At 71.9% G+C, this 22,734-nt stretch carries 17 protein-coding genes; 10 read left to right on the top strand and 7 right to left on the bottom strand.

All coding sequences use genetic code 11. The features are described 5' to 3' along the window. Positions 1-16: 16 nt before the first annotated feature. Together ACZ6B8_RS31620 and ACZ6B8_RS31615 are read right to left on the bottom strand one after the other, a co-directional pair. Positions 17-1,867, bottom strand: coding sequence for an MFS transporter (locus ACZ6B8_RS31620; protein WP_471085220.1), 1,851 nt, complete (start codon positions 1,865-1,867; stop codon positions 17-19). A 201-nt stretch (positions 1,868-2,068) separates the two neighbouring features. Further along, on the bottom strand, positions 2,069-4,648 hold the full coding sequence (locus ACZ6B8_RS31615) for a D-alanyl-D-alanine carboxypeptidase family protein (RefSeq protein ID WP_471609429.1): 2,580 nt from the start codon (positions 4,646-4,648) through the stop codon (positions 2,069-2,071). 220 nt (positions 4,649-4,868) lie between these two features. Between ACZ6B8_RS31615 and ACZ6B8_RS31610 the strand changes: the two genes are divergently transcribed. The 3 genes from ACZ6B8_RS31610 to ACZ6B8_RS31600 all read left to right on the top strand — a co-directional run bounded on the left by ACZ6B8_RS31610 (position 4,869) and on the right by ACZ6B8_RS31600 (position 7,335). Then, positions 4,869-5,633 (top strand): GOLPH3/VPS74 family protein, encoded by a 765-nt coding sequence (locus tag ACZ6B8_RS31610; RefSeq protein WP_471085214.1) that lies wholly within the window; start codon positions 4,869-4,871, stop codon positions 5,631-5,633. A gap of 420 nt (positions 5,634-6,053) precedes the next feature. Then, the gene (locus tag ACZ6B8_RS31605) at positions 6,054-6,911 is read left to right on the top strand and encodes a helix-turn-helix domain-containing protein (RefSeq protein ID WP_471085211.1); all 858 of its coding nucleotides are present in this window, start codon (positions 6,054-6,056) and stop codon (positions 6,909-6,911) included. Between the two features lie 214 nt (positions 6,912-7,125). Further along, a complete protein-coding gene (locus tag ACZ6B8_RS31600) occupies positions 7,126-7,335 on the top strand; it encodes a DUF397 domain-containing protein (RefSeq protein WP_471085208.1) in 210 nt (69 codons plus the stop codon). Between the two features lie 136 nt (positions 7,336-7,471). Here ACZ6B8_RS31600 and ACZ6B8_RS31595 read toward each other — a convergent pair whose 3' ends face one another. After that, positions 7,472-8,311 carry a hypothetical protein gene (locus ACZ6B8_RS31595; protein WP_471609428.1) on the bottom strand — a complete coding sequence of 280 codons (840 nt, stop codon included), beginning with the start codon at positions 8,309-8,311 and terminating at the stop codon, positions 7,472-7,474. A 90-nt stretch (positions 8,312-8,401) separates the two neighbouring features. Between ACZ6B8_RS31595 and ACZ6B8_RS31590 the strand changes: the two genes are divergently transcribed. Both ACZ6B8_RS31590 and ACZ6B8_RS31585 read left to right on the top strand, forming a co-directional pair. Beyond that, positions 8,402-9,196, top strand: coding sequence for an SDR family oxidoreductase (locus ACZ6B8_RS31590; protein WP_471609427.1), 795 nt, complete (start codon positions 8,402-8,404; stop codon positions 9,194-9,196). A gap of 267 nt (positions 9,197-9,463) precedes the next feature. Further along, on the top strand, positions 9,464-11,035 hold the full coding sequence (locus tag ACZ6B8_RS31585; RefSeq protein WP_471609426.1) for a sodium:solute symporter family protein: 1,572 nt from the start codon (positions 9,464-9,466) through the stop codon (positions 11,033-11,035). Positions 11,036-11,176: 141 nt separating this feature from the next. On the opposite strand, the gene ACZ6B8_RS31580 is transcribed toward ACZ6B8_RS31585, so the two are convergent. Beyond that, positions 11,177-12,679 carry an MFS transporter gene (locus ACZ6B8_RS31580; RefSeq protein WP_471609425.1) on the bottom strand — a complete coding sequence of 501 codons (1,503 nt, stop codon included), beginning with the start codon at positions 12,677-12,679 and terminating at the stop codon, positions 11,177-11,179. Between the two features lie 149 nt (positions 12,680-12,828). Here ACZ6B8_RS31580 and ACZ6B8_RS31575 point away from each other — a divergent pair, with 149 nt between their 5' ends. Continuing rightward, positions 12,829-13,275, top strand: a complete 447-nt coding sequence (locus ACZ6B8_RS31575) for a MarR family winged helix-turn-helix transcriptional regulator (RefSeq protein WP_471085193.1) — start codon at positions 12,829-12,831, stop codon at positions 13,273-13,275. A 25-nt stretch (positions 13,276-13,300) separates the two neighbouring features. On the opposite strand, the gene ACZ6B8_RS31570 is transcribed toward ACZ6B8_RS31575, so the two are convergent. Continuing rightward, a complete protein-coding gene (locus ACZ6B8_RS31570) occupies positions 13,301-14,422 on the bottom strand; it encodes an ADP-ribosylglycohydrolase family protein (protein ID WP_471085190.1) in 1,122 nt (373 codons plus the stop codon). A 398-nt stretch (positions 14,423-14,820) separates the two neighbouring features. On the opposite strand from ACZ6B8_RS31570, the gene ACZ6B8_RS31565 reads away from it, so the two are divergent. Both ACZ6B8_RS31565 and ACZ6B8_RS31560 read left to right on the top strand, forming a co-directional pair. Further along, positions 14,821-16,251 (top strand): FG-GAP and VCBS repeat-containing protein, encoded by a 1,431-nt coding sequence (locus ACZ6B8_RS31565; protein ID WP_471609424.1) that lies wholly within the window; start codon positions 14,821-14,823, stop codon positions 16,249-16,251. A 97-nt stretch (positions 16,252-16,348) separates the two neighbouring features. Further along, the gene (locus ACZ6B8_RS31560) at positions 16,349-17,758 is read left to right on the top strand and encodes an FG-GAP-like repeat-containing protein (protein ID WP_471085184.1); all 1,410 of its coding nucleotides are present in this window, start codon (positions 16,349-16,351) and stop codon (positions 17,756-17,758) included. Positions 17,759-17,857: 99 nt separating this feature from the next. Here the strand turns inward: ACZ6B8_RS31560 and ACZ6B8_RS31555 are convergent, their stop codons facing one another. Then, the gene (locus tag ACZ6B8_RS31555; RefSeq protein ID WP_471609423.1) at positions 17,858-20,467 is read right to left on the bottom strand and encodes a bifunctional FO biosynthesis protein CofGH; all 2,610 of its coding nucleotides are present in this window, start codon (positions 20,465-20,467) and stop codon (positions 17,858-17,860) included. A gap of 211 nt (positions 20,468-20,678) precedes the next feature. Continuing rightward, the gene (locus tag ACZ6B8_RS31550) at positions 20,679-21,542 is read right to left on the bottom strand and encodes a TIGR03619 family F420-dependent LLM class oxidoreductase (RefSeq protein WP_471085178.1); all 864 of its coding nucleotides are present in this window, start codon (positions 21,540-21,542) and stop codon (positions 20,679-20,681) included. Positions 21,543-21,695: 153 nt separating this feature from the next. Here ACZ6B8_RS31550 and ACZ6B8_RS31545 point away from each other — a divergent pair, with 153 nt between their 5' ends. Together ACZ6B8_RS31545 and ACZ6B8_RS31540 are read left to right on the top strand one after the other, a co-directional pair. Further along, the gene (locus ACZ6B8_RS31545; protein ID WP_471609422.1) at positions 21,696-22,118 is read left to right on the top strand and encodes an ankyrin repeat domain-containing protein; all 423 of its coding nucleotides are present in this window, start codon (positions 21,696-21,698) and stop codon (positions 22,116-22,118) included. Between the two features lie 144 nt (positions 22,119-22,262). Continuing rightward, complete coding sequence (locus ACZ6B8_RS31540) at positions 22,263-22,721, top strand: hypothetical protein (RefSeq protein WP_471609421.1); 459 nt, start codon at positions 22,263-22,265, stop codon at positions 22,719-22,721. The last annotated feature ends 13 nt before the right edge of the window (positions 22,722-22,734 follow it).

Below are 22,734 nucleotides of genomic sequence, written 5' to 3'. Positions count from 1 at the left end.
CCGGCGGACGGCCGGGTCAGCGGCGCATCTCCTCCGGACACGGCGTGCCGCGGGGCAGCTGGTAGGGCGAGCCGAGCCGGTAGGTGCCGGCCTTCGGGGCGAGCAGCTCGACCCACTCGTCGCCGTTGTGGTCCTCCTCGGCCTCCAGCAGACAGCCGTTGACGTTGGCGTACTCCTTGGGCCGCCGCTCGTCCGTCGCGCGCTGCCGCTTCGACGACTCCGTCTCCCGGGGCTGCTCGACGCCCTTGCCGTGCTCGTCGACGACGCTCAGCCACGGCGAGTACGGGATGCGGATGAGGACGCGGCCGGGCTCGTCCACGCGGACGGTCATCTCGCCCTGCTCGGCGCGTTCCACGACGGCGTGCGGCTCGGCCATCGGCGTCGGGTCGGTGACCCGGTACAGCTTCCAGTTGGAGTCGACCCACACCTGCTTCAGATACGGCAGGCCGTCCGAGATGAGCTGCGTCTCGCGCTTGCCGCCGTCGCCGTCGGGCTCGCCCTTGGGGACCGCCACGTAGTGCACGGCCCAGCGCCGCAGCCACTCGTGGTAGTTCGCGGAGTTGAGGGTGTCGTCGTAGAAGAGCGGGTTGCGCTCCATGTCGGCCTGCCGGTTCCAGCCGCGGGCGAGCTGGACGTACGCGGGCAGCGCGGACGCCTCGCGGTGGCTGCGGGCCGGCACCACCTCGACGCGGCCCTTGGCGGCGCCCCGCTCCTTCAGCTCGTGGACCAGCGGCGCGACCTCGCGCGTCCAGGAGGCGTCCGACGACGTGTGCACGATGTCGTCGACGGCCTTGAACCCGATCCACCCGGTGAAGCCGGCGAACGCGAGCACGATCACGTACCACTTGCGGGACTTCGGCACGGCGTACGGCAGCGCGGCGAGCAGCGCGACGCCCGCGAAGGACATCGCGAGGCGCGAGATGTTGGAGCCGATCTGCGAGCTGATCAGCCAGACGCCGAGCACGAACGCCGCGTACACGGCCGTCGTGATCCGCACCGTCTTCCACTGCCGCGGCACCGCGTAGTAGACGAGCAGGGCGCAGATCAGCGGCAGCGAAGCGGAGCCGAACGACATCGGCTGGGTGCCGGAGAACGGGAAGAGCCACGCGGAGAGGCCGACGACGACGGCGGGCGCGAGGCCCAGCGCGTAGGCGCCCGGGTAGCGCTTGCTGAGGAACAGCGCGACGGCGACGAGCCCGACGAAGAGCCCGGCGACCGGGCTGCCCATCGTCGCGAGCGCCGCGAACGGGGCGGCGACCAGTGCCTTCGCCCACCGCTTGTAGCGCCAGCGGTGCGGCCAGCAGAAGACCGCGGCGACCGCCATCAGCGCGAACATCTGGCCGAGGCCGTACGTCACGCGCCCCGACACCGCGTTGCACAGCAGCGCGAAGACACCGGCGACGGTGGGCCACAGCAGCCGCTTCACCGCACGGCTGCGCATCAGGATCATGGTGAGCAGCGCGGCGGAGACGGTCCCCGCGATCATCATCGTGGTCCGCACGCCGAGCACCGACATCAGGTACGGCGAGATGACGCTGTACGACACCGGGTGCATGCCGCCGTACCAACCGAGGTTGTACGCGGAGGCGGGGTGCCGTCCGACGAACTCGGCCCAGGCGTCCTGCGCGGCGAGGTCACCGCCGCTGTTGGCGAAGACGAAGAACCAGACGATGTGCAGCACCGCGGCGGCGACGGTCGTGATCGTCACGGGGTGGCGGGCGAAGCGTCGCGGCCACGGCTCGGCCGGGCCGGTCTCGCTGCTGCGGCGCTGGGCCGGCAGCTTTATTCGCGCGGCGGTACGGCCACCATCGCCCGTGTCAGGCGCGGCGGCGTCGTCGTCGGCGCGCGTCGGCTCCGCTGTGGCCACTGGAGGTTCTCCCCGTGTCGTCCGTGTTTCCGGAGTACCCCGGGTCCGTGCCGACGAGAGTTCGTCCCGGAACACTCGTCCTCCGCCCCGGCGTACTACCCCCCGAGTTTGTGACGCTAGCACGCAGCCGCGAGGGGCGGCCCCGGGTGGGGCCTCCCCTCGCGGTCGGCACGGCGGTCCTTCGGCGGGTGTCTTCGAAGGTCAGCCGACGCGGGTCAGCTTGGCGCCGAGGCCCGGCTCGCTCAGATCCTTCTGGAGCGCGACGGGCACCTCGACGGCGTCGCCCTTGCCCTTGCCGTCGCCGACGTGCAGCACGCCGACCACGGTGCCCGCCTTCGCGGTGTGCGGGACGGTCTTGCCCTTCTCGTCGTCGAGCATCAGCTTGACGGTGAGGCCGGACCAGCCCACCGCGGAGACGTCCTTGGTGGCGACGACGGGGGTCGTGCCGCCCAGGCCGTCGTCGACCTGGCCGACCACGGTCCCCTTCTTCACGATGGTCTTGGCGGTCAGCGCGCCCTGCCCGGCCTCGATGAGCTTCTGGGTGACCCCGGTGACCTCGTCGATGTTGGCGACGCCGTTCTTGCCGTACTGGCCGAGGGCGGCGCCGATGATCGTCTGCTTCTTGCCGCCGACCTGCTTCTCCGCGGCGAAGAGGATGTTGCCGCCGGCCGCGGTGGTGGTGCCGGTCTTGATGCCGACGGCGATGCTCGGGACGAGACCGAAGAAGTTCCGCTGCTTGTCGCCGTTGAGGTCGACGTAGCTGGGCTGCCGGGAGATCTCGTTGAAGACGGGGTTCTCCATCGCGGCGCGGCCGAGCTTCACGAGGTCCTCGGCGGTCGAGACGGTGGTCTTGTCCAGGCCGCTGGGGTCCGTGTAGTGGGTGTTCTTCATGCCCAGTTCCTTGGCCGTCTTGTTCATCTTCGCGACGAACGCGTCCTCGGAGCCGCTCTTGGTGTCCCAGCGCGCCAGGAGCTTGGCGACGTTGTTCGCCGACGGGAGCATGACCGCCTGGAGCGCCTCGTACTCGCGGATCTTCTGGCCCTCGGTGACCTTGACGACGGACTCGTTGGCCGGCTTGCCGGTCTCGTAGTGCTTCTGCGCGGCGGCGTCGACCGGGATCTCCGGGCCCTTCGCGCCCGGCTTCAGCGGGTGGTCGCGCAGGATCAGGTAGACCGTCATGACCTTCGCGATGCTCGCGATCGGCACGGGCTTCTGGTCGCCGGACGTACCGAAGGTGCCGATGCCGTTGACGTCCATCGCGGCCTGGCCCTGGCCCGGCCACGGGATGGACGGCTTGCCGCCGTCGAAGGAGACGCTCTCCTCCGCGGTGAGCTTCAGGCTCGGCGTCGGCAGCGGCCGCACGGCCTGTACGACCGCAAAGATGACGACCAGGAGCAGCACCAGCGGCGTCCAGATCTTGACCCGGCGCACGGCGGTGCGGACCGGCGTCTCGGGCGGCGGCGGGGTGTTGGTCAGCTCGGCGAGCAGATCGATGGGCGGCTTGGGCGGCAGCGGCTGCTGGGTGGTGCGCTCCACGGGCGGGGGCGTCTGGGGGGTGGCGGCCGGGGCGGGGGTCGCCGTGCCCGCGGCACCCGCGGCCGCGGCGCCGGTGGCCGCGGCGCCGGTGGCCGCGGCTGCGCCCGTGGCCTTGGGAGCGGCCTTGGGCGCCGGCTTCGGCTCTTCGGCGGGGGTGGCCCTCGGGGTGCCCTTGGGGGCGGTCTTGGGGGCGGCCGTCTTCGCGGACGGCTCGTCGAGCGGCTTCAGGGCGACGAACTTGCTGGTCCGCTCGGCATCCCTCTCCGGCGTACCGGCTCCCTTCGCGGGGCTCTTTGCAGCGCCCTTTGCGGGGTCCTTTGCACTCTCGCCGTCGGCGCTCTTCTGGTCGCCGATCTTGAGCATGGTGGTGGGCTGGTCGACGTCCTTGCCGGGCTTCTTGACCGGGCCCTTGGCGGCGTCCTTCGCGGGCAGCGCCTTGAAGACCGCGGTGGCCTGGTCGACGCCGGTGGACCCGGTGGACTTGGACTCGGCGTCGCCGGCCGGGGTCTCGTCCTCGGCCGGGCTCTCCTCGGCCGGGGCGGCGTCCTTCACGGGACCCTTGGCTGCGTCCTTCGGGGGCAGCGCCTTGAAGACCGCCGTCGCCTTGTCGCCGCCGGTGGACTTGGCTTCGCCGGTCGACTTGGCGTCGCCGGTGGGCTTGGCGTCGCCGGCCGGGGTCTCGTCCTTGGCCGGGGTCTCGGCCTTGGCCGGGGTCTCGTCCTCGGCCGGGGTCTCGTCCTTGGCCGGCGACTCGTCCTCGGCGCCGTCCGCCGCAGAAGCGTCACTGCCCGGAGCCCCGGCTGCCGCCTCGTCCTCCGGCTCGTCCGAGGTCGCGACCCACGCCGCCACCGCGTCCCGCAGCCGCGCGTCACCGTTCGCCTCCGCCTTGGGGGCGGCCTCAGGAGCCGCCTCGCCCTCGGCACCGGCCTCGGGCCCGGCCTCGGCCCCGGCCCCGGACTTCGCGACGCCCTCGACCGCCTCCGCCTCCGCCTCCGCGTCCGTCCCGGGCTCCGGTTCCGCGTCCTCGCCGGAACCGGCCGCCTCGTCGGCGACGTCCTTCGTCGAGAAGACCGCGGTGGCGATGTCCTCCCGCACCTGCGGCGTCTCGCGGGTCATCGCGAGGCGCGGGTCCCGTTCCTCCGGCGCCGACTCGGAAGAGTCCGCCGTAGTCGGGTTCCCCGACGACTTCCGCTGCTTCGACCTGTCGGGGGTCTCGCCCGCCACCGATGCCTCCTCGTACGCCATGCCGTATGCCGATGCTGAATGCTTGCCGTGTGCTGGCCGTGCGCCAAATCCGGCCGGACCCCACTGTCCGAACCGTGTACCAGTGTCCTGTGTGAGGGCTTAACCCCCGTGGTAGACGAGAACGACATACCTACTGGTTCCCGTACATCCCGCCCACGCGCTCTCGACAGACCAATGTGAGAGGGGTCACCCTGTCATTCATCCACGCGGGGAGGCATGGATGGGCAGGAGCCGCAGAACAATTCCGGAGGAGCTTCTGCTGCTCGCTTTGGACCCGGCCACGGGTACCACTGCGCAGCCGCAGTCGCTCGACCTCGGTCTGGCCGGAGCACAGCTAGTGGAGCTGGCGCTGGCCGGACGGATAGCCCCTGACGGGGATCGTATCGCCGTGGTGATGCCACGGCCGACCGGAGATCCGACTCTGGACTCCGCACTGGAACTGCTGCGCAGGCGCGGCAGCCCGGTCCGGGCGGTCCACTGGATCGGCGGGCCCCGACTGGGGCTGCGCCAGATTTACCTCGCGCACCTGGAGCGGTGCGGCATGGTGCATGCCGTGTCGGGCCAGATGTGCGGAGTGCTGCCGACGACTCGCTACCAGGCGACGGACACGGCGATCAGCAGGGACATCAGGTCCCGGCTCGACAGTGCGATCCGCACCGGTGTACCGCCGGACCCGCGGACCGCGGCGCTCGCCGCGCTGGCCCACGCGGTCGGTCTCGGCAAGCACCTCTACCCCGGGAACGAGGGGCGTTCATCGCGCTCCCGGCTCCGGGATCTCATCAGGCACGACCCGATGGGCGGCCTCGTGGCGCACGCCGTGATGGACGTCCAGAACGGCGTCGCGGCCCAGCCGCGCCGCAGCGCCGCACCGGCGGGCCCGACCGGTCCCGGCGGTGGCAGGCAGCCGGCCAGGGCGACAGCGGACCCCGCAGGGGTGCCACTGCAGCCGCGCCGCGGATCCATGGCACGCGCGGTCGCTCACTGAGCGCGGCGCGCACCGCCGGCACCACACCTCACGTGAGCCGGACCGGCACACGCACCACCCTCACGTGACGCACGATTCAGGTACCGCACCACCCTCGCGCGACCGATCGGCACCAACCGCTCAGCACCACGCATCAACCGCACCAACCGCACCAGCGCCGCGCCGCAGTCCCCAGACCCGGTCCGGGAGCCGCTGGGCCGCGCGGGGCGGGATGCCGGACCGTCCGGACGACGACACCCCGGCATCCCCGCCCCGCGCGGCCACTCGCGTCCGGGCGCCGCAGGGCAGGGCCGTACCCCCACGCACCCGTCCTCACGTCCGCATATCCGCTGTTTCCCAGCGGTGCCGGCCTCGTTGGTGGCACTCTGCTGAGCAGTAGATACGCAAAACAGAGGCAGGCAAGCCGGAGGTGCACGTCCCGTGGCGTCCAATGTCAATCCCACTGTCAGGCGACGCCGGTTGGGCCAGGAGCTCCGTCGGCTCCGCGAGCTCAAGGGCATGACGGCCGAGGAGGTCGCCGAGCGGCTGCTCGTCTCACAGTCGAAGATCAGCCGCCTCGAGAACGGCCGCCGCTCCATCAGTCAGCGCGACGTCCGCGACCTGTGCGGTGTCTACGAGGTCGAGGACCACCGCGTCGTCGACTCCCTCATGCAGATGGCCAAGGACTCCCGCCAGCAGGGCTGGTGGCACTCCTTCGGCGACATCCCCTACAGCGTGTACATCGGCCTGGAGACCGACGCGGCCTCGCTGCGCGTGTACGACCCGCAGGTCGTGCCCGGCCTGCTGCAGACCCGCGCGTACGCGGAGGCGCTGATCACCGGCGCGCTGCCGGAGACCACGCCGACCGACATCGAGAAGCGGGTCCAGGTGCGCATGCGGCGCCAGGACCGCATCGCGGCGCCGGAGAGCCCGCTGCGCCTGTGGACCGTGCTCGACGAGTCGGCGCTGCGCCGCGTCGTCGGCTCCCGGCACCTCATGCGCGACCAGCTGGAGCACCTCGTCGAGCAGTCCCAACTGCCGCACGTGACCGTCCAGGTGATCCCCTTCGAGATGGGCGCGCACCCCGGCCTCAACGGCCAGTACGCCATCCTGGAGTTCCCCGACGCCGCCGACTCCAGCGTGGTCTACATCGAGGGCGTCACCAGCGACCTGTATCTGGAGAAGGCGAACGACGTCCAGCAGTACAGCGTCATGTACGAGCACTTGAGGGCCCAGGCGCTGAACGTGGACCAGTCCCGGCAGCTCATCGCGGACATCTCGAAGGACTACGCCCGCTGATGCACGGGGTCCCCGAGTGAAAGTGCCGCACGGTACACCCTCGCCGCGTCGCGGCGGAAGACCCCCCTGGTATATGCCATCCGGTCGAGTGAACGATCCCTTCACGCCACGATGTTGGCGAGTAGCGTCATTCACGCCATCGAGCAAGAGCGTTGGCGCGAGCCGCAGCGATGCGGTGTCAGCTACTCGTCGACTGGAAAGACCGGAGCAGAACATGGCAATTCAGCAGGGTGCCTCGCACACGTGGGTCAAGTCCTCGTACTCCACCGGCAACGGCGCGTGCGTCGAGGTCAAGTCGCCCCTCGCGCAGGGCATTTCCGTGCGCGACTCGAAGGTGGTCGAGGGCCCGGTCCTCGCCTTCCCCGCCGCGTCGTGGAACGCGTTCGTCAGCGAGGTGAGCAGGGGGGCTGCCGGCCTCGCGTGAGACTGCCACGGAACCCGCAGGAACAACCGCACAGGAACCACCGTATGAGCCCTCTCGACTGGCCCGCCGTCCCGGCCGAGGGGGCTCGGCCCTTCCCTCTTCCCGCTGTCCCCGTCGCCCCCTTGCCCCGGGGGCGTCAGCGCAGCTGATCGACGTAGGTGTCCGTTCCCGGCACGGTCGGAACGAACGGCGCCACCAGCTCCACCCGCCCGAGCCCCGACTCCGCCACCGCCTCCCCGCGCCCGGCGAAGTGCGCCTCCCAGCCCTCCCGCGGGTCCTCCTGGAGGAACCACAGCAGCGTCAGCCGGGTGTCCACACCCTCGACCTGCTTCACGTAGGTCATCCGGTCCCCCGGCAGCGGCGTCGGACGGAACAGCGCGACCATGGCGGCGGGCGACCCCGCGAGCGCCCGGGGCAGATGCCGGGCCACCAGCCATTCCAGCAACTCGGCGCGCCGCTCGGGCCCTTCGGCGTCGATGACCTCCAGGACCAGACCGCGGTAGGGGTGGTCGAGCGCGTGGAAGTCGCGCGGGCCCGCCGCGCCGTCGCGGTAGACGGTCGCCTCGTGGTCCTGGAAGGCGGTGAAGACGTGGGTGCGGTCGCGGTAGACGCGGCCGTCGCGGTTGAGCCGCTGGTTGATGCCGACGGTCCACTTCATGTGGTCGTCGTAGCGGCCCCGCGTCACCCAGTACGTGGAGAGGTAGCACCCGGCGGTGACCGGCTCGGCGACGGCGGACTTCTCGGGGGCGCGCAGGAGCTGGAGTTCCCGCGTGGCCACCCAGCGGCGCCCCGCGTACATCCAGGGCATGGCCATCGCGCCGGCGTAGTAGTGGTCGTCCTCGTACCAGCGGTTGTACGCGTACTCGTGGCCCGGGTGCGGTTCGACCATGGTGATCAGGGCGTGCCCGGGGTGTACGCCGTAGGGCCCGACGGCGGCCAGCTCGGCGTAGACGTCGCTGCGGGTGTCCTCGCTCATGCTTCGCTCCTGCCTCCCTCTTCCTTCCTCCGGTGGTCGCCCATACTCTGACGCCCCGTCAGCAAAACTGCCAGAGCCGGGAGGCGCCCCATGCCGTCGTCGCTCCTTCAGGGAAAGACCGTCGTCGTCTCGGGTGTCGGCGCCGGGCTCGGCCACCAGGTCGCGGCGGCCGTGGTGCGCGACGGCGGGAACGCCGTGCTCGGGGCGCGCACGGAGGCCAACCTCGCCAAGACGGCCGCCGAGATCGACGCCGGGGGCGCCCGCACCGCGTACCGCGCCACCGACATCACCGACGAGGGGCAGTGCCACGCCCTGGCCGAGCTGGCCCGCGAGCGCTTCGGGGGCATCGACGCGGTGGTCCATGTCGCCGCCTGGGACAGCTACTTCGGCGGACTCCAGGACGCCGACTTCGAGACCTGGCGCCAGGTGATCGATGTCAATCTGCTGGGCACCCTGCGCATGACGCGCGTCTGCCTGCCGGCGCTCAGGGAGCGGCGCGGCGGCTCGGTGGTCTTCATCGGCACCCAGTCGGCGATCGCAGCGCCCTCCCAGGTGCGCCAAGCCGCGTATGCGGCGTCGAAGGGGGCGCTGACATCGGCCATGTACTCGCTCGCGCACGAGCTCGGCCCGGACCGGATCCGGGTCAACACCGTGCTGCCCGGCTGGATGTGGGGACCGCCGGTCGAGGCGTACGTCCAGTTCACCGCGCACACCGAGGGCGTACCGGAGGACGAGGTGCGGGACCGCCTCACGGAGCGCATGGCCCTTCCGGACCTGGCCACGGATGGGGACGTGGCGGACGCGGTGGTGTTCCTCGCGTCGGACCGGGCGCGGTCGATCACGGGCCAGTCGCTGCTGGTCAACGCGGGAGAGATCATGCGGTAACGCTTTGCTGTGATAGGGCGGTTCTTGTTCGGCTGCGGGTTGTACGTGGCTGGACGCGCCGTTCCCCGCGCCCCTAAACGGGGCGCTTTTTTGCGCCCCGAACCGACTATGTATGTGAATAAAGGTCAGTAAAGCGAACGATTTTACTGGCTCTTGACCTTGCGACCGGTTGTCGGCCCACCGCGCCCGAACCCACGATGAGCGGGCGCTTCTGGGCCGCCGTCGTCCCTGTCGGCCCGTTCACCGGGCGGACCCCTGGAGGGCCACATGAACAGTCTCGACTGGGCCGTGCTCATCGGCTACTTCGGCGTGATGGTCGCGATCGGCCTGTGGTCCCACAAGCGGGTCGACAACGTCTCCGACTTCTTCACCGCCGGCGGCAGGATGCCCTGGTGGCTGTCCGGCATCTCGCATCACATGTCCGGCTACAGCGCGGTGATGTTCACCGGGTACGCGGGCATCGCGTACACCTACGGCGTGACGTCCTTCGTCACCTGGTCCTTCCCCATCGCGCTCGGCATCGCCATCGGCGCGCGCCTCTTCGCCCCCCGCATCAACCGGCTGCGCTCGCGGCTGCACGTCGCCTCGCCGCTGGAGTATCTGAAGAACCGCTACGACCTGCGGACCCAGCAGGCGCTCGCCTGGTCGGGGATGCTGTTGAAGATCGTGGACGTGGGCGCCAAGTGGGCCGCCATCGCCACCCTGTTGTCGGTCTTCACCGGTGTCTCCCTCAACCAGGGCATCCTCATCACCGGCGTGATCACGGCGTTCTACTGCACCGTCGGCGGACTGTGGGCGGACGCGCTGACCGAGCTCGGCCAGTTCGTCATCCAACTCCTCGCCGGTGTCGCCATGTTCGTGGCGGTCGTCGGCAAGCTCGGGCCGCACGGCGGCTTCTTCGGCGCCTGGGACGAGCCGGCGCTCGCGGGCCACGGCAAGCCGCTGGTCGGCCCGTACGGCACGGTCTTCCTGCTCGCGTTCCTCTTCATCAAGCTCTTCGAGTACAACGGCGGCATGCTCAACCAGGCGCAGCGCTACATGGCGACCGCCGACGCCAGGCAGGCCGCGCGCTCGGCGAAGCTCTCCGCGGCGCTGTGGCTGGTCTGGCCGGTCGTCCTCTTCTTCCCCATGTGGATGTCGCCGCTGCTCGTCGACGCGAAGAAGCCCGACGGCTCGGACGCGTACGCCCTGATGACCGAACAGCTGCTGCCGCACGGCCTGTTGGGCCTGGTCGTCGTCGGCTTCTTCTCGCACACCATGGCCATGTGCTCCTCCGACGCCAACGCCATCGCCGCCGTCTTCACCCGGGACGTGGCGCCCGCGATGTCCGCGCGGGCGCGGGGCTGGGACGAGCGCAAGGGGCTGCTCGCCGCCCGGCTGACCACGGTGGTCTTCCTGGGGCTCTCCATGGCGGTCGCCACGCAGGTGAACTCCCCCACGTTCAAGGACATCATCACGGTCGTCATCAAGTGGGTCGCCGGTCTGATGGGGCCGATCGCGATCCCCATGATGCTGGGCCTGCTGCGCACGTTCCGCACGTCCGGGCCGACTGCGGCGCTGAGCAGCTGGGCGCTCGGGCTCCTCGCCTTCTACCTGGTCAACTATCCGATCGACGACGCGGTCGAGGGCGGGGTCGCGCTCCAGTACCAGGTGTCGATCCCGCTGGCGGTCTCGCTCGTCCTCTTCGTCGTCATCGGTTACGTGAAGCCGGAGGACACCCCGGAGCGGGACGCGCTCATCGAGCGGATCAACACGGACGACGACGGCTCCGGCGCGGCCGCCGTACCCGCACCTGCGGAGCCTCGGGACGACGCGGCGCGGTCACCGTTGAAGGACTGACATGCGCCTCGCAAGGGGCGCGGGGAACTGCGCGAGCGACCAGAGACAGGCCGCGGTCGCGTCTGCGCGGATCCGAGCAGACGCGACCGCGGCCTTCCCCGCGCTGAACGCGCAGTTCCCCGCGCCCCTTACGGGGCTCGGTCAGACGGTGGCGCGCTCCCGCGCAGCCGACGGGCGCGGTGCTGCCGGCGCGTGCCGGGGCGTGAGGCCGAGCAGAGCCACCACGACGACCAGGAGGAACGCCGCGCCGGCGATGGCGAAGCTCAGCGTGAACTGGCTCTCCCGCGGCAGCGCGGGCATGCCCGCGGGCAGCGGAATCGTCTTCGACGCGAGCAGCGACGTGATCATCGCGCTGGCGACGGCGCTGCCGACCGAGCGGGAGATGGAGTTGATGCCGTTGGCGATGCCGGTCTGGTGGGCCGGGACGCTGGCGACGATGAGCGCGGGCATCGAGGCGTAACCGAAGCTGATCGCCAGGCCGATGACCATGCCCGCGCCGATCACGGAGGCGCTGGTGCCGTGCGCCAGGGTCAGCCAGGCGAAGCCGCCCACACCGAAGCCGGCGCCGACGGCGAGGGTGACCCGCGCCCCGATCCGGTGCACCAGGACGCCGCCGAACTGCGCGCCGAGCAGCGAGACGATCGTGGTCGGCAGGAGATAGACGACGGAGGCGCCGAGGACCGAGGCGCCGAACCCGTACCCGGCGACGCTCTCGGGCATCTGCACGAGGTACGAGACGCCGATGAACTGGGCGAACATCGCGAAGCCGAGGAGCAGTCCGGCGAGGTTGGTGAAGAGCACGGGGCGGTGCGCGAACATCTTCATGTCCACCATCGGCTCCTTGACCCGCAGCTCGGTCAGCACCCACACGCCCACCATGACGACGGCGCCCGCGAAGGAGCCGAGCGTGCGGCCGGAGCTCCAGCCCCACTCGTGGCCCTGCGAGATCGGCAGGAGCAGCAGGACGAGCAGCAGGGCCAGCGCGCCCGCGCCGAGCCAGTCGGTGCGCCCGCCGGTCTTCGAGCGCGAGGCGGGGACCACGCTCACGACGCCCACGAGCGCCACCACGGCGAGCACCACCGCGAGCCAGAACACCCGGTGGTAGTCGGGGTCGGAGCCCTGCGTCAGCAGTCCCGCGCCCACCAGGGCGAGGCCGCTGCCGAACGCCAGCGTGCCGCTGACCAGCGCCATCGCGCCGGGCAGCTTGGCGGGCCTGACCTCCTCGCGGAGCACGGAGAGGGCGAGCGGGAAGATCGCGGTCGCCGCGCCCTGCATGATCCGGCCCACGATGAGCCAGGTCAGGGAGGACGTCGTGGCGGCGAGCACGGAGCCCGCGATCATCACGAGCAGCACGCCGACCAGGGTGGGCTTCTTGCCGTGCATGTCGCCGAAGCGGCCGAGCAGCGGGGTGAAGACGGCGGCGGAGAGCAGGGTGGCCGTGGTCACCCAGCTGACGCCGGCGGTGGTGGCGTCCAGGTCGTTCTGGATGATCGACAGGATCGGCACGACCAGCGTCTGCATCATCGAGACGACCATGGCGGCGAGGCCGAGCACCAGGACGAGGGCGGTCTGCCCGGCCGGTTCGGCGGGCCCCGTGGGTCCGGTGGGTCTCGGCGTGGCCGCGTGCTGCTGCGGGTGGGACACGGTGACTTCTTCTCCAGCTGGTCGGACTGCCAGAGGCCTCCCCACGTGAAGTACTTGAAGACCTCGATACTTGAGTACTTCAAGTAACGCATATGAAGGTAAGCCTCAATATTTGAGATCGTCAAGTTTCATGGCGTAAGGTGGCTCACATGCCTGGAACACCGAGCGTCGACAAGGCCCGGCTCATGGAGCTGCTCGCGGTGTCGCTCCGCGCCTATTACGGGGACTTCACGGAGGCGGCGGCGACCGAGAACCTCACCGCGAGCCAGGGCAAGACGCTGAGCGTGCTGCGCCAGGGGCCCGCCGCGATGCGCGTCCTCGCGCGGACGCTGTCCTGCGACGCCTCCAACATGACCGGGATCATCGACCGCCTGGAGAAGCGCGGCCTGGTCCACCGGGAGCCCAGCCCCACCGACCGCCGCGTCAAGAACGTCGTGCTCACCCCGGAGGGCGAGCGGGCCGTCGACGCGATCCGCGCCAACATGCACGCCACACTGGCCGGTCTGGACGCGCTGGACGACGCCGAGCGGGCCACCCTGCACGACCTCCTGAGCCGCACCTTCGAGGCGGCGCACGCCGAGACCCCGACGCGCTGAGACCCCGCCTCACGCCCGCGGGTCCTCACGCCCGCGGATAGCGGGCCAGCCACCCCGGCGAGGAGAGCGCGGGCCCGTGCAGCGCGGGCCCCTGGGTCATCTCCATGGCGAAGTCGTCCGCCAGCTCCAGGACCGTGGGCCGGCCCTCCAGCTCCGTGAGCCAGCCCGGCGGCAGCGCGGTCTCCCCGTGCAGCGCGCCCAGCAGCGCCCCGCACAGCGCACCGCACGCGGCCGACGCCCCGCCGTGATTGACGGCGAGCCGCAGCCCGTGCCGGATGTCCTCGCCGACCAGGGCGCAGTACACGGCGACGGCCAGCGCGCCCTCCGCCGTCCCGTCGTCCGCGTCGAGCTCCTCGACCCGCGCCGGGGTGGGCATGCCCTGCCGTACGGCGCCCAGCGCGTGCCGGAGCGCGTCGGTGACGGGCTGGTGGCCGGGGCGGGTGGCCAGCAGGGCCAGGCACCGCTGGATCGCCCCGTCGAGCGACTCCCCGCGGGCCAGGCCGTGCACGATCACGGCGTGCGCGCCGGCCGCCAGGTACGCGGTGGGGTGGCCGTGGGTCTGGACGGCGCACTCGACGGCGAGCTGCAGCACGAGCTGCGGCTCCCAGCCGACGAGCAGCCCGAAGGGCGCGGACCTGACGGCGGCCTCGGGGCCGCTCTCGTCGGGGTTCTTGGGGGTGTCCAGGGTGCCCATGACGGTGTTGCCGAGCCCCAGCAGACAGGCGCGGGCCGGACCGCGCCGGGCGTACAGCCACTCCTCGCGGGCCAGCCAGCCGTCCTCCTTGCGCCGCTCGTCGGGCCCCCAGTCGCTCTGGGTCGCGGCCCAGCGGCGGTAGGCGCGGAAGAGGTCGGTGGGCGGGTGCCAGGCACCGGTGTCGCGGCGCACCTGGGCGCGGATGAGCCCGTCGACGGTGAAGAGGGTGAGCTGGGTGGCGGCGGTGACGGCACCGCGTCTGCCGTACGCGGGGGCCGGTTCGGTGAGGCCGTCGCCGCCGTGGGCCTCGCGTATCGCGTCCAGGGTGAGGCCGTCGACGGGCGCGCCCAGGGCGTCGCCGACGGCCGCGCCGAGCAGGGTGCCGCGCACCCGGCTGCGGAAGTCCTGCTGCTCGGCGCGGCCCCAGACGCCGGTGGCTGCTGCGGTGCCCACGTGGGCCTCCCTCCGTGCAGTGACGTCCTCGACGTGCCTCGACCGGTTGCGACTTTGCAGCACTGTAATCGACCGCGAACGATCGATTCAGTCGCCAAGTGGTATGCGAAGAGTCGCCCTTGAGGCGGCTTTTGAACGACGTTCACCGGAGCTTCGCAGTTGCTACGGAATCCGCCATTCCGCGGCCCGGGAAGGCCGCCGGCCACCGCTGACACGAAGTACGGGCGAACACCGCCGAGTTCGCACCGAGGGCCGCCGAACTCCGGAGCCGACCAGGTGAACAGCGGGCGTCACCCGTCAAACGTCCGGATCACGTAACGGAGTTCATGGTGCGGACAACCATCGTCCACGAGCGCCTGTCTCCTCCTACGTCACAGACGTTCCCGACAGGAGGACCCGTGCCCCGCCGCACACTCATCAGCGCCGTCGCCGTCGCCGCGCTGACCGCACCCCTCGCCGTCTCCGTCACCGCCGGAACCGCGGCCGCCGCCCCGCGGGCGCCCCGCACCCCGGTCACCGACTTCAACCACGACGGATACGCCGACCTCGCCGTCAGCGCGCCGCACGGCACCGTCGACGGCGTCGAGAACGCGGGCTACCTCTCCATCGTGTACGGCACCGCCGCCGGGCCCGGCACCGAGCGCCACCAGCGCATCAGCCGCGCCACCGAGGGCGTCCCCGGCGAGCTCCGGGGCACCTTCGCCTTCGGGTACCAGACGGTCCCCGCCGACCTCGACGCCGACGGCTACACCGACCTGCTCGTGACCGGCGGCGACGACAACGGCAACAAGGCGACCGTCCTGTGGGGCTCCGCCTCCGGCCTGACCGGCGCGGACACCCTCCTGCCCCACGCGAACTCCGAGTTCGCCACCGGCGACTTCAACGGCGACGGCAAGCGCGACCTGGTCGTCAACGACGTGCCCAGCGACGACCCCGACGTCTCCGGGATGACCGTCGAGTACGGCCCGTTCACCCGCGCCGGCAAGCCCGCCGCCAAGGACAGCGTCGTCACGAGCGACGGGCCCACCGGGCTCCGCTCCTTCGTCACCGGCGACATGACCGGCGACGGCGTCGACGACATCGTCACCACGCACGGCTTCGAGGAGATGACGCACAACGCCCGCTTCTTCAAGGGCGGCCGGAGCGGCGTCAGCCACAGCTCCACCACACTCGGCACCGCCTACAGCGGCACCGTCGGCGACGTCGACGGCGACGGGTACGGCGACCTGATCACCCGCGACATCGGCAGCGTCACCGAGGTCATCGACTCCGCCCCGGGCAGCATCACGATCCAGTACGGCAGCCCGGCCGGGCCGACCGACGCGCGCAAGAAGGTCATCACCCAGGCCACCGCGGGCGTCCCCGGGACGAGCGAGGACGACGACGCGTTCGGCGCCTCCCTCGCCGCGGGCGACGTGGACGGCGACGGCCGCGCCGAGGTCGCCGTCGGCGTGCCCGGCGAGAGCCTCGACGCGAGCACCGGCACCGGCGCGGTCGTCCTGCTCAAGGGCGCGTCCAAGGCCGCGGGCGGCATGACCGGCAACGGCGCCGTCGCCTACAACCAGACCACCGCCGGCGTGCCCGGCGTCGCCGAGGCCGGCGACGACTTCGGCCGCCAGGTGCTCCTCACCGACCTGAACAAGGACGGCCGCGCCGACCTGACCGCCACGGCCCCCGGCGAGGACGGCACCTTCACCGACTCGGGCGCCCTGTGGAACCTCTACGGCTCCACGGGCGGCCTGACCACCACCGGCGCGGGCACGCTCGCCCCGGCGAAGCTCGGCGACCCCGAGAAGGGCGCCAAGTTCGGTCACCGGCTCGCCGGCTGACCACCGCACCACCACCTGACCACATGGACCCATTGACCACCTGACCACGTCACCAACTGACCACGTGATCACACGACACGATCTCTCTGGAGGATCAGTGCGCCGCTCTCTCATCACCGCCGTGGCCGTCGCCTCGCTCACGGCGCCGCTCGCCCTCGCCACCGCGGGAACCGCCTCCGCCGCGCCCACGCCGCCGAAGGCCCCGGTCACCGACTTCAACCACGACGGTTACGCCGACCTCGCCATAGCGGCCCCGGGCAACTACGACAACGATGTCCCGGGCAGCGTCTCGATCGTCTACGGCTCGGCCAACGGCCCGGACAAGGCGCACGCCGTCACCATCAGCCGCGCCACGGCCGGCGTCCCCGGCTCCGCCTCCGACGGCGGCCACTTCGGCAACCAGACGGCCGCCGCCGACCTCGACGGCGACGGCTACACCGACCTCGTCGTCAACGGCGGCAAGAAGGCCGTCGTCCTGTGGGGCTCCGCCCAGGGCCTCTCCGGCACGGGCAGCGTCGAGCTGGACTCCAACGGCGCGCACGTCACCGCCGGCGACTTCAACGGCGACGGCAAGCGGGACCTGGTCACGGCCGAGTACCCGGAGCCCGAGGACCCGATGGACAACGACGACGCGGGCATGACCATCGCGTACGGCCCGTTCAAGCGGGACGGCAAGGCCGCGAGCAGCCAGCAGGTCGTCACGAGCCAGACCTTCGGCCCCGGCGACTTCGTCGCGGGCGACGTGACCGGTGACGGGATCGACGACATCGTCTCCAGCCACGGCTTCGAGGAGACGGCGTACAAGAGCCAGCTCTGGAAGGGCGGCAAGGACGGGGTGGCCACCACCTCGCAAAAGCTCGTGCCCTCCGTCGGCGGCGCGGTCGCGGACATCGACGGCGACGGCTACGGCGACTTCGTCACCCGTGACATCGGCGACAACTTCGAGGACATGCCCTCCCAGAAGGGCGCGATCATCGTCCGCTACGGCGCGGCCTCCGGCCTCTCGGACCGCACCACGAAGATCAACCAGGACAGCGCGGGCGTCCCCGGCGCCGGTGAGGCGGGCGACGAGTTCGGCGCCGCCATCAGCGCGGGCGACGTGAACGGCGACGGCTTCGCCGACGTGGCCGTCGGCGTCCCCGGCGAGGACATCGAGACCACCGCCGACGCCGGCAGCGTCGTCCTGCTCAAGGGCTCCCGCACCGGCCTGACCGGCACCGGCTCGCAGGCCTTCGACCAGTCCAAGCCCGGTGTCCCCGGCGCCTCCGAGAAGGGCGACAAGTTCGGCGGCCGGGTCCTGCTGTCCGACCCGAACAAGGACGGCAAGGCCGACCTGACGGTGGCCGCGGCCGACGAGGACGGCGACGTCGCGAACACCGGTGCTGTCTGGCACCTGCGCGGCTCCGCGGCCGGCCTCACCACCACCGGCATCGACTCGTTCGGCCCGTCGGCGATCGGCGCCCCGGCGACGGCCGGCGTCCGCTTCGGTGACGGCCTGACCGGCTGACCTCCGCGTCACCCGCAGTACCCGCAGTACCCGTAGAACCCGTAGAACCGGTCGGCGCCCGCGAGCGAACCCGCTCGCGGGCGCCGTCGTGTTCGCGGCTCAGGGCTCAAGCACCGGCAGCAGCTCCGGCAGATGGCCGTCCGAGGCGGCGGCCGCCCGCTGCCGCTCCTGCGGCACCTCCCCGTACAGCGTGGTCCGCGGCCTCGCCGGACGGCCCGCCGCCTCCGCGATGGCGACGAGGTCCTCGACCGAGCGGTACGAGCCGTAACTGGAGCCCGCCATCCGGGAGATGGTCTCCTCCATCAGCGTGCCGCCGAGGTCGTTCGCGCCGGACCGCAGCATCTCCGCCGCGCCCTCCTGGCCCAGCTTCACCCAGCTGGTCTGGATGTTGGGGATGTGCGGGTGCAGCAGGACGCGCGCCATCGCCGTCACCGCGCGGTTGTCGCGGGTGGTCGGTCCGGGGCGGGCGATGCCCGCGAGGTAGACGGGCGCGTTGGTGTGGATGAAGGGCAGCGTCACGAACTCCGTGAACCCGCCGGTCTCCTGCTGGATGGCGGCCAGCGTGCGGAAGTGGCCGAGCCAGTGCCGGGGCTGGTCCACGTGCCCGTACATCATCGTCGAGCTGGAGCGGATGCCGAGCTCGTGCGCGGTCTTGATCACCTCGATCCAGGTGGCCGTCGGCAGCTTGCCCTTGGTGAGGATCCAGCGGACCTCGTCGTCGAGGATCTCGGCGGCCGTCCCCGGGATCGAGCCGAGCCCCGCCTCCTTCGCCGCGCTCAGCCACTCCCGGATGGAGAGGCCGGTCCTGGTCGCGCCGTTGACGACCTCCATCGGCGAGAAGGCGTGCACGTGCATGCCCGGCACCCGCTCCTTCACCGCGCGGGCGATGTCGAAGTAGGCGGTGCCCGGCAGATCGGGGTGGATGCCGCCCTGCATGCAGACCTCGACCGCGCCGACGTCCCAGGCCTGCGCGGCCCGGTCGGCGACCTGGTCCAGGGAGAGCGTGTAGGCGTCCGCGTCGGTCCTGCGCTGGGCGAAGGCGCAGAAGCGGCAGCCGGTGTAACAGACGTTGGTGAAGTTGATGTTGCGGGTGACGATGTACGTGACGTCGTCGCCGTTGACGCTCTTGCGGATGTCGTCGGCGACGGAGCACAGCGCGTCGAGGGCGGGCCCGTCGGCGTGCAGCAGGGTGAGGGCCTCGTCGTCGGTGAGCTTCGTCGGGTCGTCGGCCGCCTGCCTGAGCGCGGCGCGTACGTCGCCGTCGATGCGGGACGGCACCATGCCGGGCGCGGCCTGCTCGCGCAGCGCCTCCCAGTCGCCGTACACCTCGTCGAAGTCGTCGCGCCGGTCGCCGGTGCGGCCCTCGGTGTCGATGGTGCGGTGCAGGTCGGTGCGGCCGGAGGCGGCGACGTACCCCTCGTCGGGCTCCTGCCAGGGGTGGCCCTCGACCGTGGCGTCGGGCCGGGCGAGGCCGGTCTCCGGGTCGGCGAGCGCGCGCACGTGCGGCAGCAGGCGCGGGTCGAGCCAGGGCTCGCCGCGCCGGACGAACTCCGGGTAGACGCAGAGCCGTTCGGCGAGGCGGAAGCCCGCGGCGGCGGACCGCTCGGCGAGCTCGTCGAGCCGGGGCCAGGGCTTCTCGGGGTTGACGTGGTCGATGGTGACCGGCGAGACGCCGCCCCAGTCGTCGATGCCGGCGCCGATGAGCCGCTCGTACTCGCCGGCGATCAGGTTCGGCGGCGCCTGGATGTTCCCCGAGGGGCCCATGATGTGCCGGGCGACGGCGATGGTGGCGACCAGGTCGTCGATCTCCGCGTCGGGCATGCCGCGCATCGCCGTGTCCGGCTTGGCGCGGAAGTTCTGGATGATCAGTTCCTGGATGCCGTGGTACGAGCGCGCGACGCGGCGCAGCGCGAACAGCGCGTCCGCCCGCTCCTCGTACGTCTCGCCGATGCCGATGAGCAGCCCGCTGGTGAACGGCACGGACGAGCGGCCCGCGTCCTCGAGGACCCGCAGCCGCACGGCCGGTTCCTTGTCGGGCGAGCCGTAATGCGGCTGTCCCGGCTCCGACCACAGCCGCGTCGCCGTCGTCTCCAGCATCATGCCCATGCTGGGCGCGACGGGCTTGAGCCGCTGGAAATCCGTCCAGCTCATGACGCCCGGGTTGAGGTGCGGGAGCAGCCCGGTCTCCTCCAGGATGCGGATGGAGATGGCGCGGACGTAGGCGAGGGTGTCGTCGTACCCCTCGGCCTCCAGCCACGCACGGGCCTCGGGCCAGCGGTCCTCCGGCTTGTCGCCGAGGGTGATGAGGGCTTCCTTGCACCCCATCTCGGCGCCGCGCCGCGCGACGTCGAGGACCTCGTCCGGGGACATGAACATGCCGTGCCCCTCGCGCCGGAGCTTGCCGGGCACGGTCACGAAGGTGCAGTAGTGGCACTTGTCACGGCAGAGCCGGGTGAGCGGGATGAACACGCTCTTCGAGTACGTGATGACGCCGGGACGGCCCGCCGCCGCGAGCCCCGCGTCCCGCACCCGCGCCGCCGACGCCGTGAGGTCGTCGAGGTCCGCGCCGCGCGCCTGCAGCAGGACGGCGGCCTCGGCCACGTCGAGCGCGACGCCGTCCCGCGCTCTCCTGAGCGCGCGCCGCAGGGCGTTGGCGGTGGGTGGTCCGGCGGGTCGTCCGGCCTCCGGGGGCTGCGCGCTGTTGGTCATGTCTCCGAGCATACGAGCGAGAACACCTGCCTCCCACGGATCCTTCCGCCTGCACGAACCTCCCCGTACCCACACGTCACCCGGGCCGTACCCGCACGTCACCCCGGCCGTACCTGCACGTCACCCCGCCCGTACCCGCGCCTCACCCCCGGCCGTACCCGCGCCTCACCCCGGCCGTACCCGCGCCTCACCCCCGGCATCCCGCCCGAGGTCATGCGTCCAGGTGCCGAGCGAGTCCGTCGAGCGCCCCGCACACCTCCTTCTCCCCGCCCGGCGGCAGCTGCGCGATCACCTCGTCCACGCCGAGCTCCCGGTAGTGGGCGAGCTTGCCGGGGTCCGGCTCGACGGCCGTCACCGCCACATACAGCTCGCCCTCCGCGCGCCCCGCCTCCGCCCACGCCTCCCGCAGCACCGGCAGCGCGTCCCGCAGCCCCCTGCCGCCGACCGGCATCCACCCGTCCGCGTACTCCGCGATGTGCGCGAAGAGCCCCGGCCCCGCGGCCCCGCCGACGAGCGTGCGCGGCCCGAACAGCGGCCCCTTGGCGAGCCGTGCCCGGGGCGTCCGCCGCGGCTTCGGGTGCGTCTCGCTCGCCCGGACCGCCCCGAACTCGCCCTCGTACGGCATCGGGTGATCCGCCCACAGCGCCCGCATCACCGCCATCCGGTCCCGCACGACCGCCCGGCGCCGCGGCCACGGCACGCCGTGGTCCTCGGCCTCCTCGCGGTTCCAGCCGTAGCCGATGCCGAGGGTGACCCGGCCGCCGGACAGATGGTCCAGGGTGGCGATCTGCTTGGCCAGGTCGATGGGGTCGTGCTGGGCGACCAGCGCGATGTTCGTGCCGAGCACCAGCCGCTCGGTGACGGCGGCGGCCTGGGCGAGCGCGATGAACGGGCTGAGCATGCGGGCGCATTCGGGCGGCAGATCACCGCCCGGGTAGGGCGTCTCGCGCGGGAGGGGGATGTGGGTGTGCTCGGGGAGGTAGAGGCCGGCGAACCCGCGCTCCTCCAGCTCGCGGGCCAGGCGTACCGGGGTGATCGTCTCGTCGGTCATGTAGAGCGTCGCGGAGATGCGCACGATTCATTCCTCCGAGCGTGTCCGGAAGTGTCGGCCGTCGGGCGGTCTCCCCGAGGGGGAGTCCGGAGTCCTCTTCCTATCCCCGGAAAGTCGGTTGGTCCATGCCCGTGCGCTCATTAGCCTGACGCCGGTGACCATACGGAGGCGGAACCGGTGAACAGACGGAAGCAGAAGAAGCTGACCGGCCGCCTGGTGTGGGCGGCGGCGGTCGGCGACACGTACACCGTGCGCCGCGTGCTGCGCACCGGTATCGACCCCGAACTCCCCGACGCCGGCGGCACGACGGCCCTGTACGCCGCGTCGGTGCACGGCGCCGCCTCCACGGTGCGGGCCCTGCTGCGCGCGGGCGCCCGCCCCGACACCGAGAGCACCGGCCCCACCGACGGCACCCCGCTGTGCGGGGCCGCCGCCTGGGGCCACCTCGCCGCGGTCCGCGAACTCCTCGCCCACGGCGCCGATCCCGGCCTCCGCGAGGACCACGGCAAAGGGAGCACGCCCCTGCACTGGGCGCGCGAGGGCGCCGGCGGTCCGTACCCCGAGACGGTGGCGGCGCTGGTGGCGGCGGGCGCGCGATAGGGCCGTCGGTACGCCCCCGCTCACCCGGGCCGTACCCCCTCTGCGAGACTCCTGCCGGGTGAGCGACGCGCGTCGCTCCGGGGGCGGGGAGACACGGTGCGGGAAACGCGCAGAGCACAGGGCACGCGAAGAGCACGGAGAACGGTGACGGCGTGGGCCGGGACCACGGCGCTGGTGCTGGCGGGCACCTTGCTGACGACCGGCTGCATGGCCCGGCTCGGGCGGTGCGGCCCGGAGGGCGACGCCCCGGCCGGCGTCACGGCCGACGACCTGGCGGGCGACTGGCGCGGCGATCCGCTGGGCCGGCTGCACCTCGCGGCCGACGGCACCTTCACCGCCGAGGACTGGCCGGTGCTCGAGGACTTCGAGAAGATCAGCAAGAAGACCCGGGGCATCGCGGGGAAGGGCACCTGGTCCGTGGAACGCGGGATGGGCGACGACAAGAACGACCGCGACCTCGACCTTGTATTCGACGTTCCGGACCAGTATCCGGGAGACCTGCTCAGCACGTACGACATCGCGGGCGAGAAGGGCGACCTCCGCGTCTACACCTACTCCGGAGACCCCGACCTCTGCGAGTTCCACACCGTGACCCCCGCGTGAGCGGTCCGCGGAC

Source organism: Streptomyces sp. NPDC041122 (genome assembly GCF_055592445.1).
Note: the sequence above shows the minus strand (reverse complement) of the source record. Positions and strands in the feature narration are given on the sequence as shown.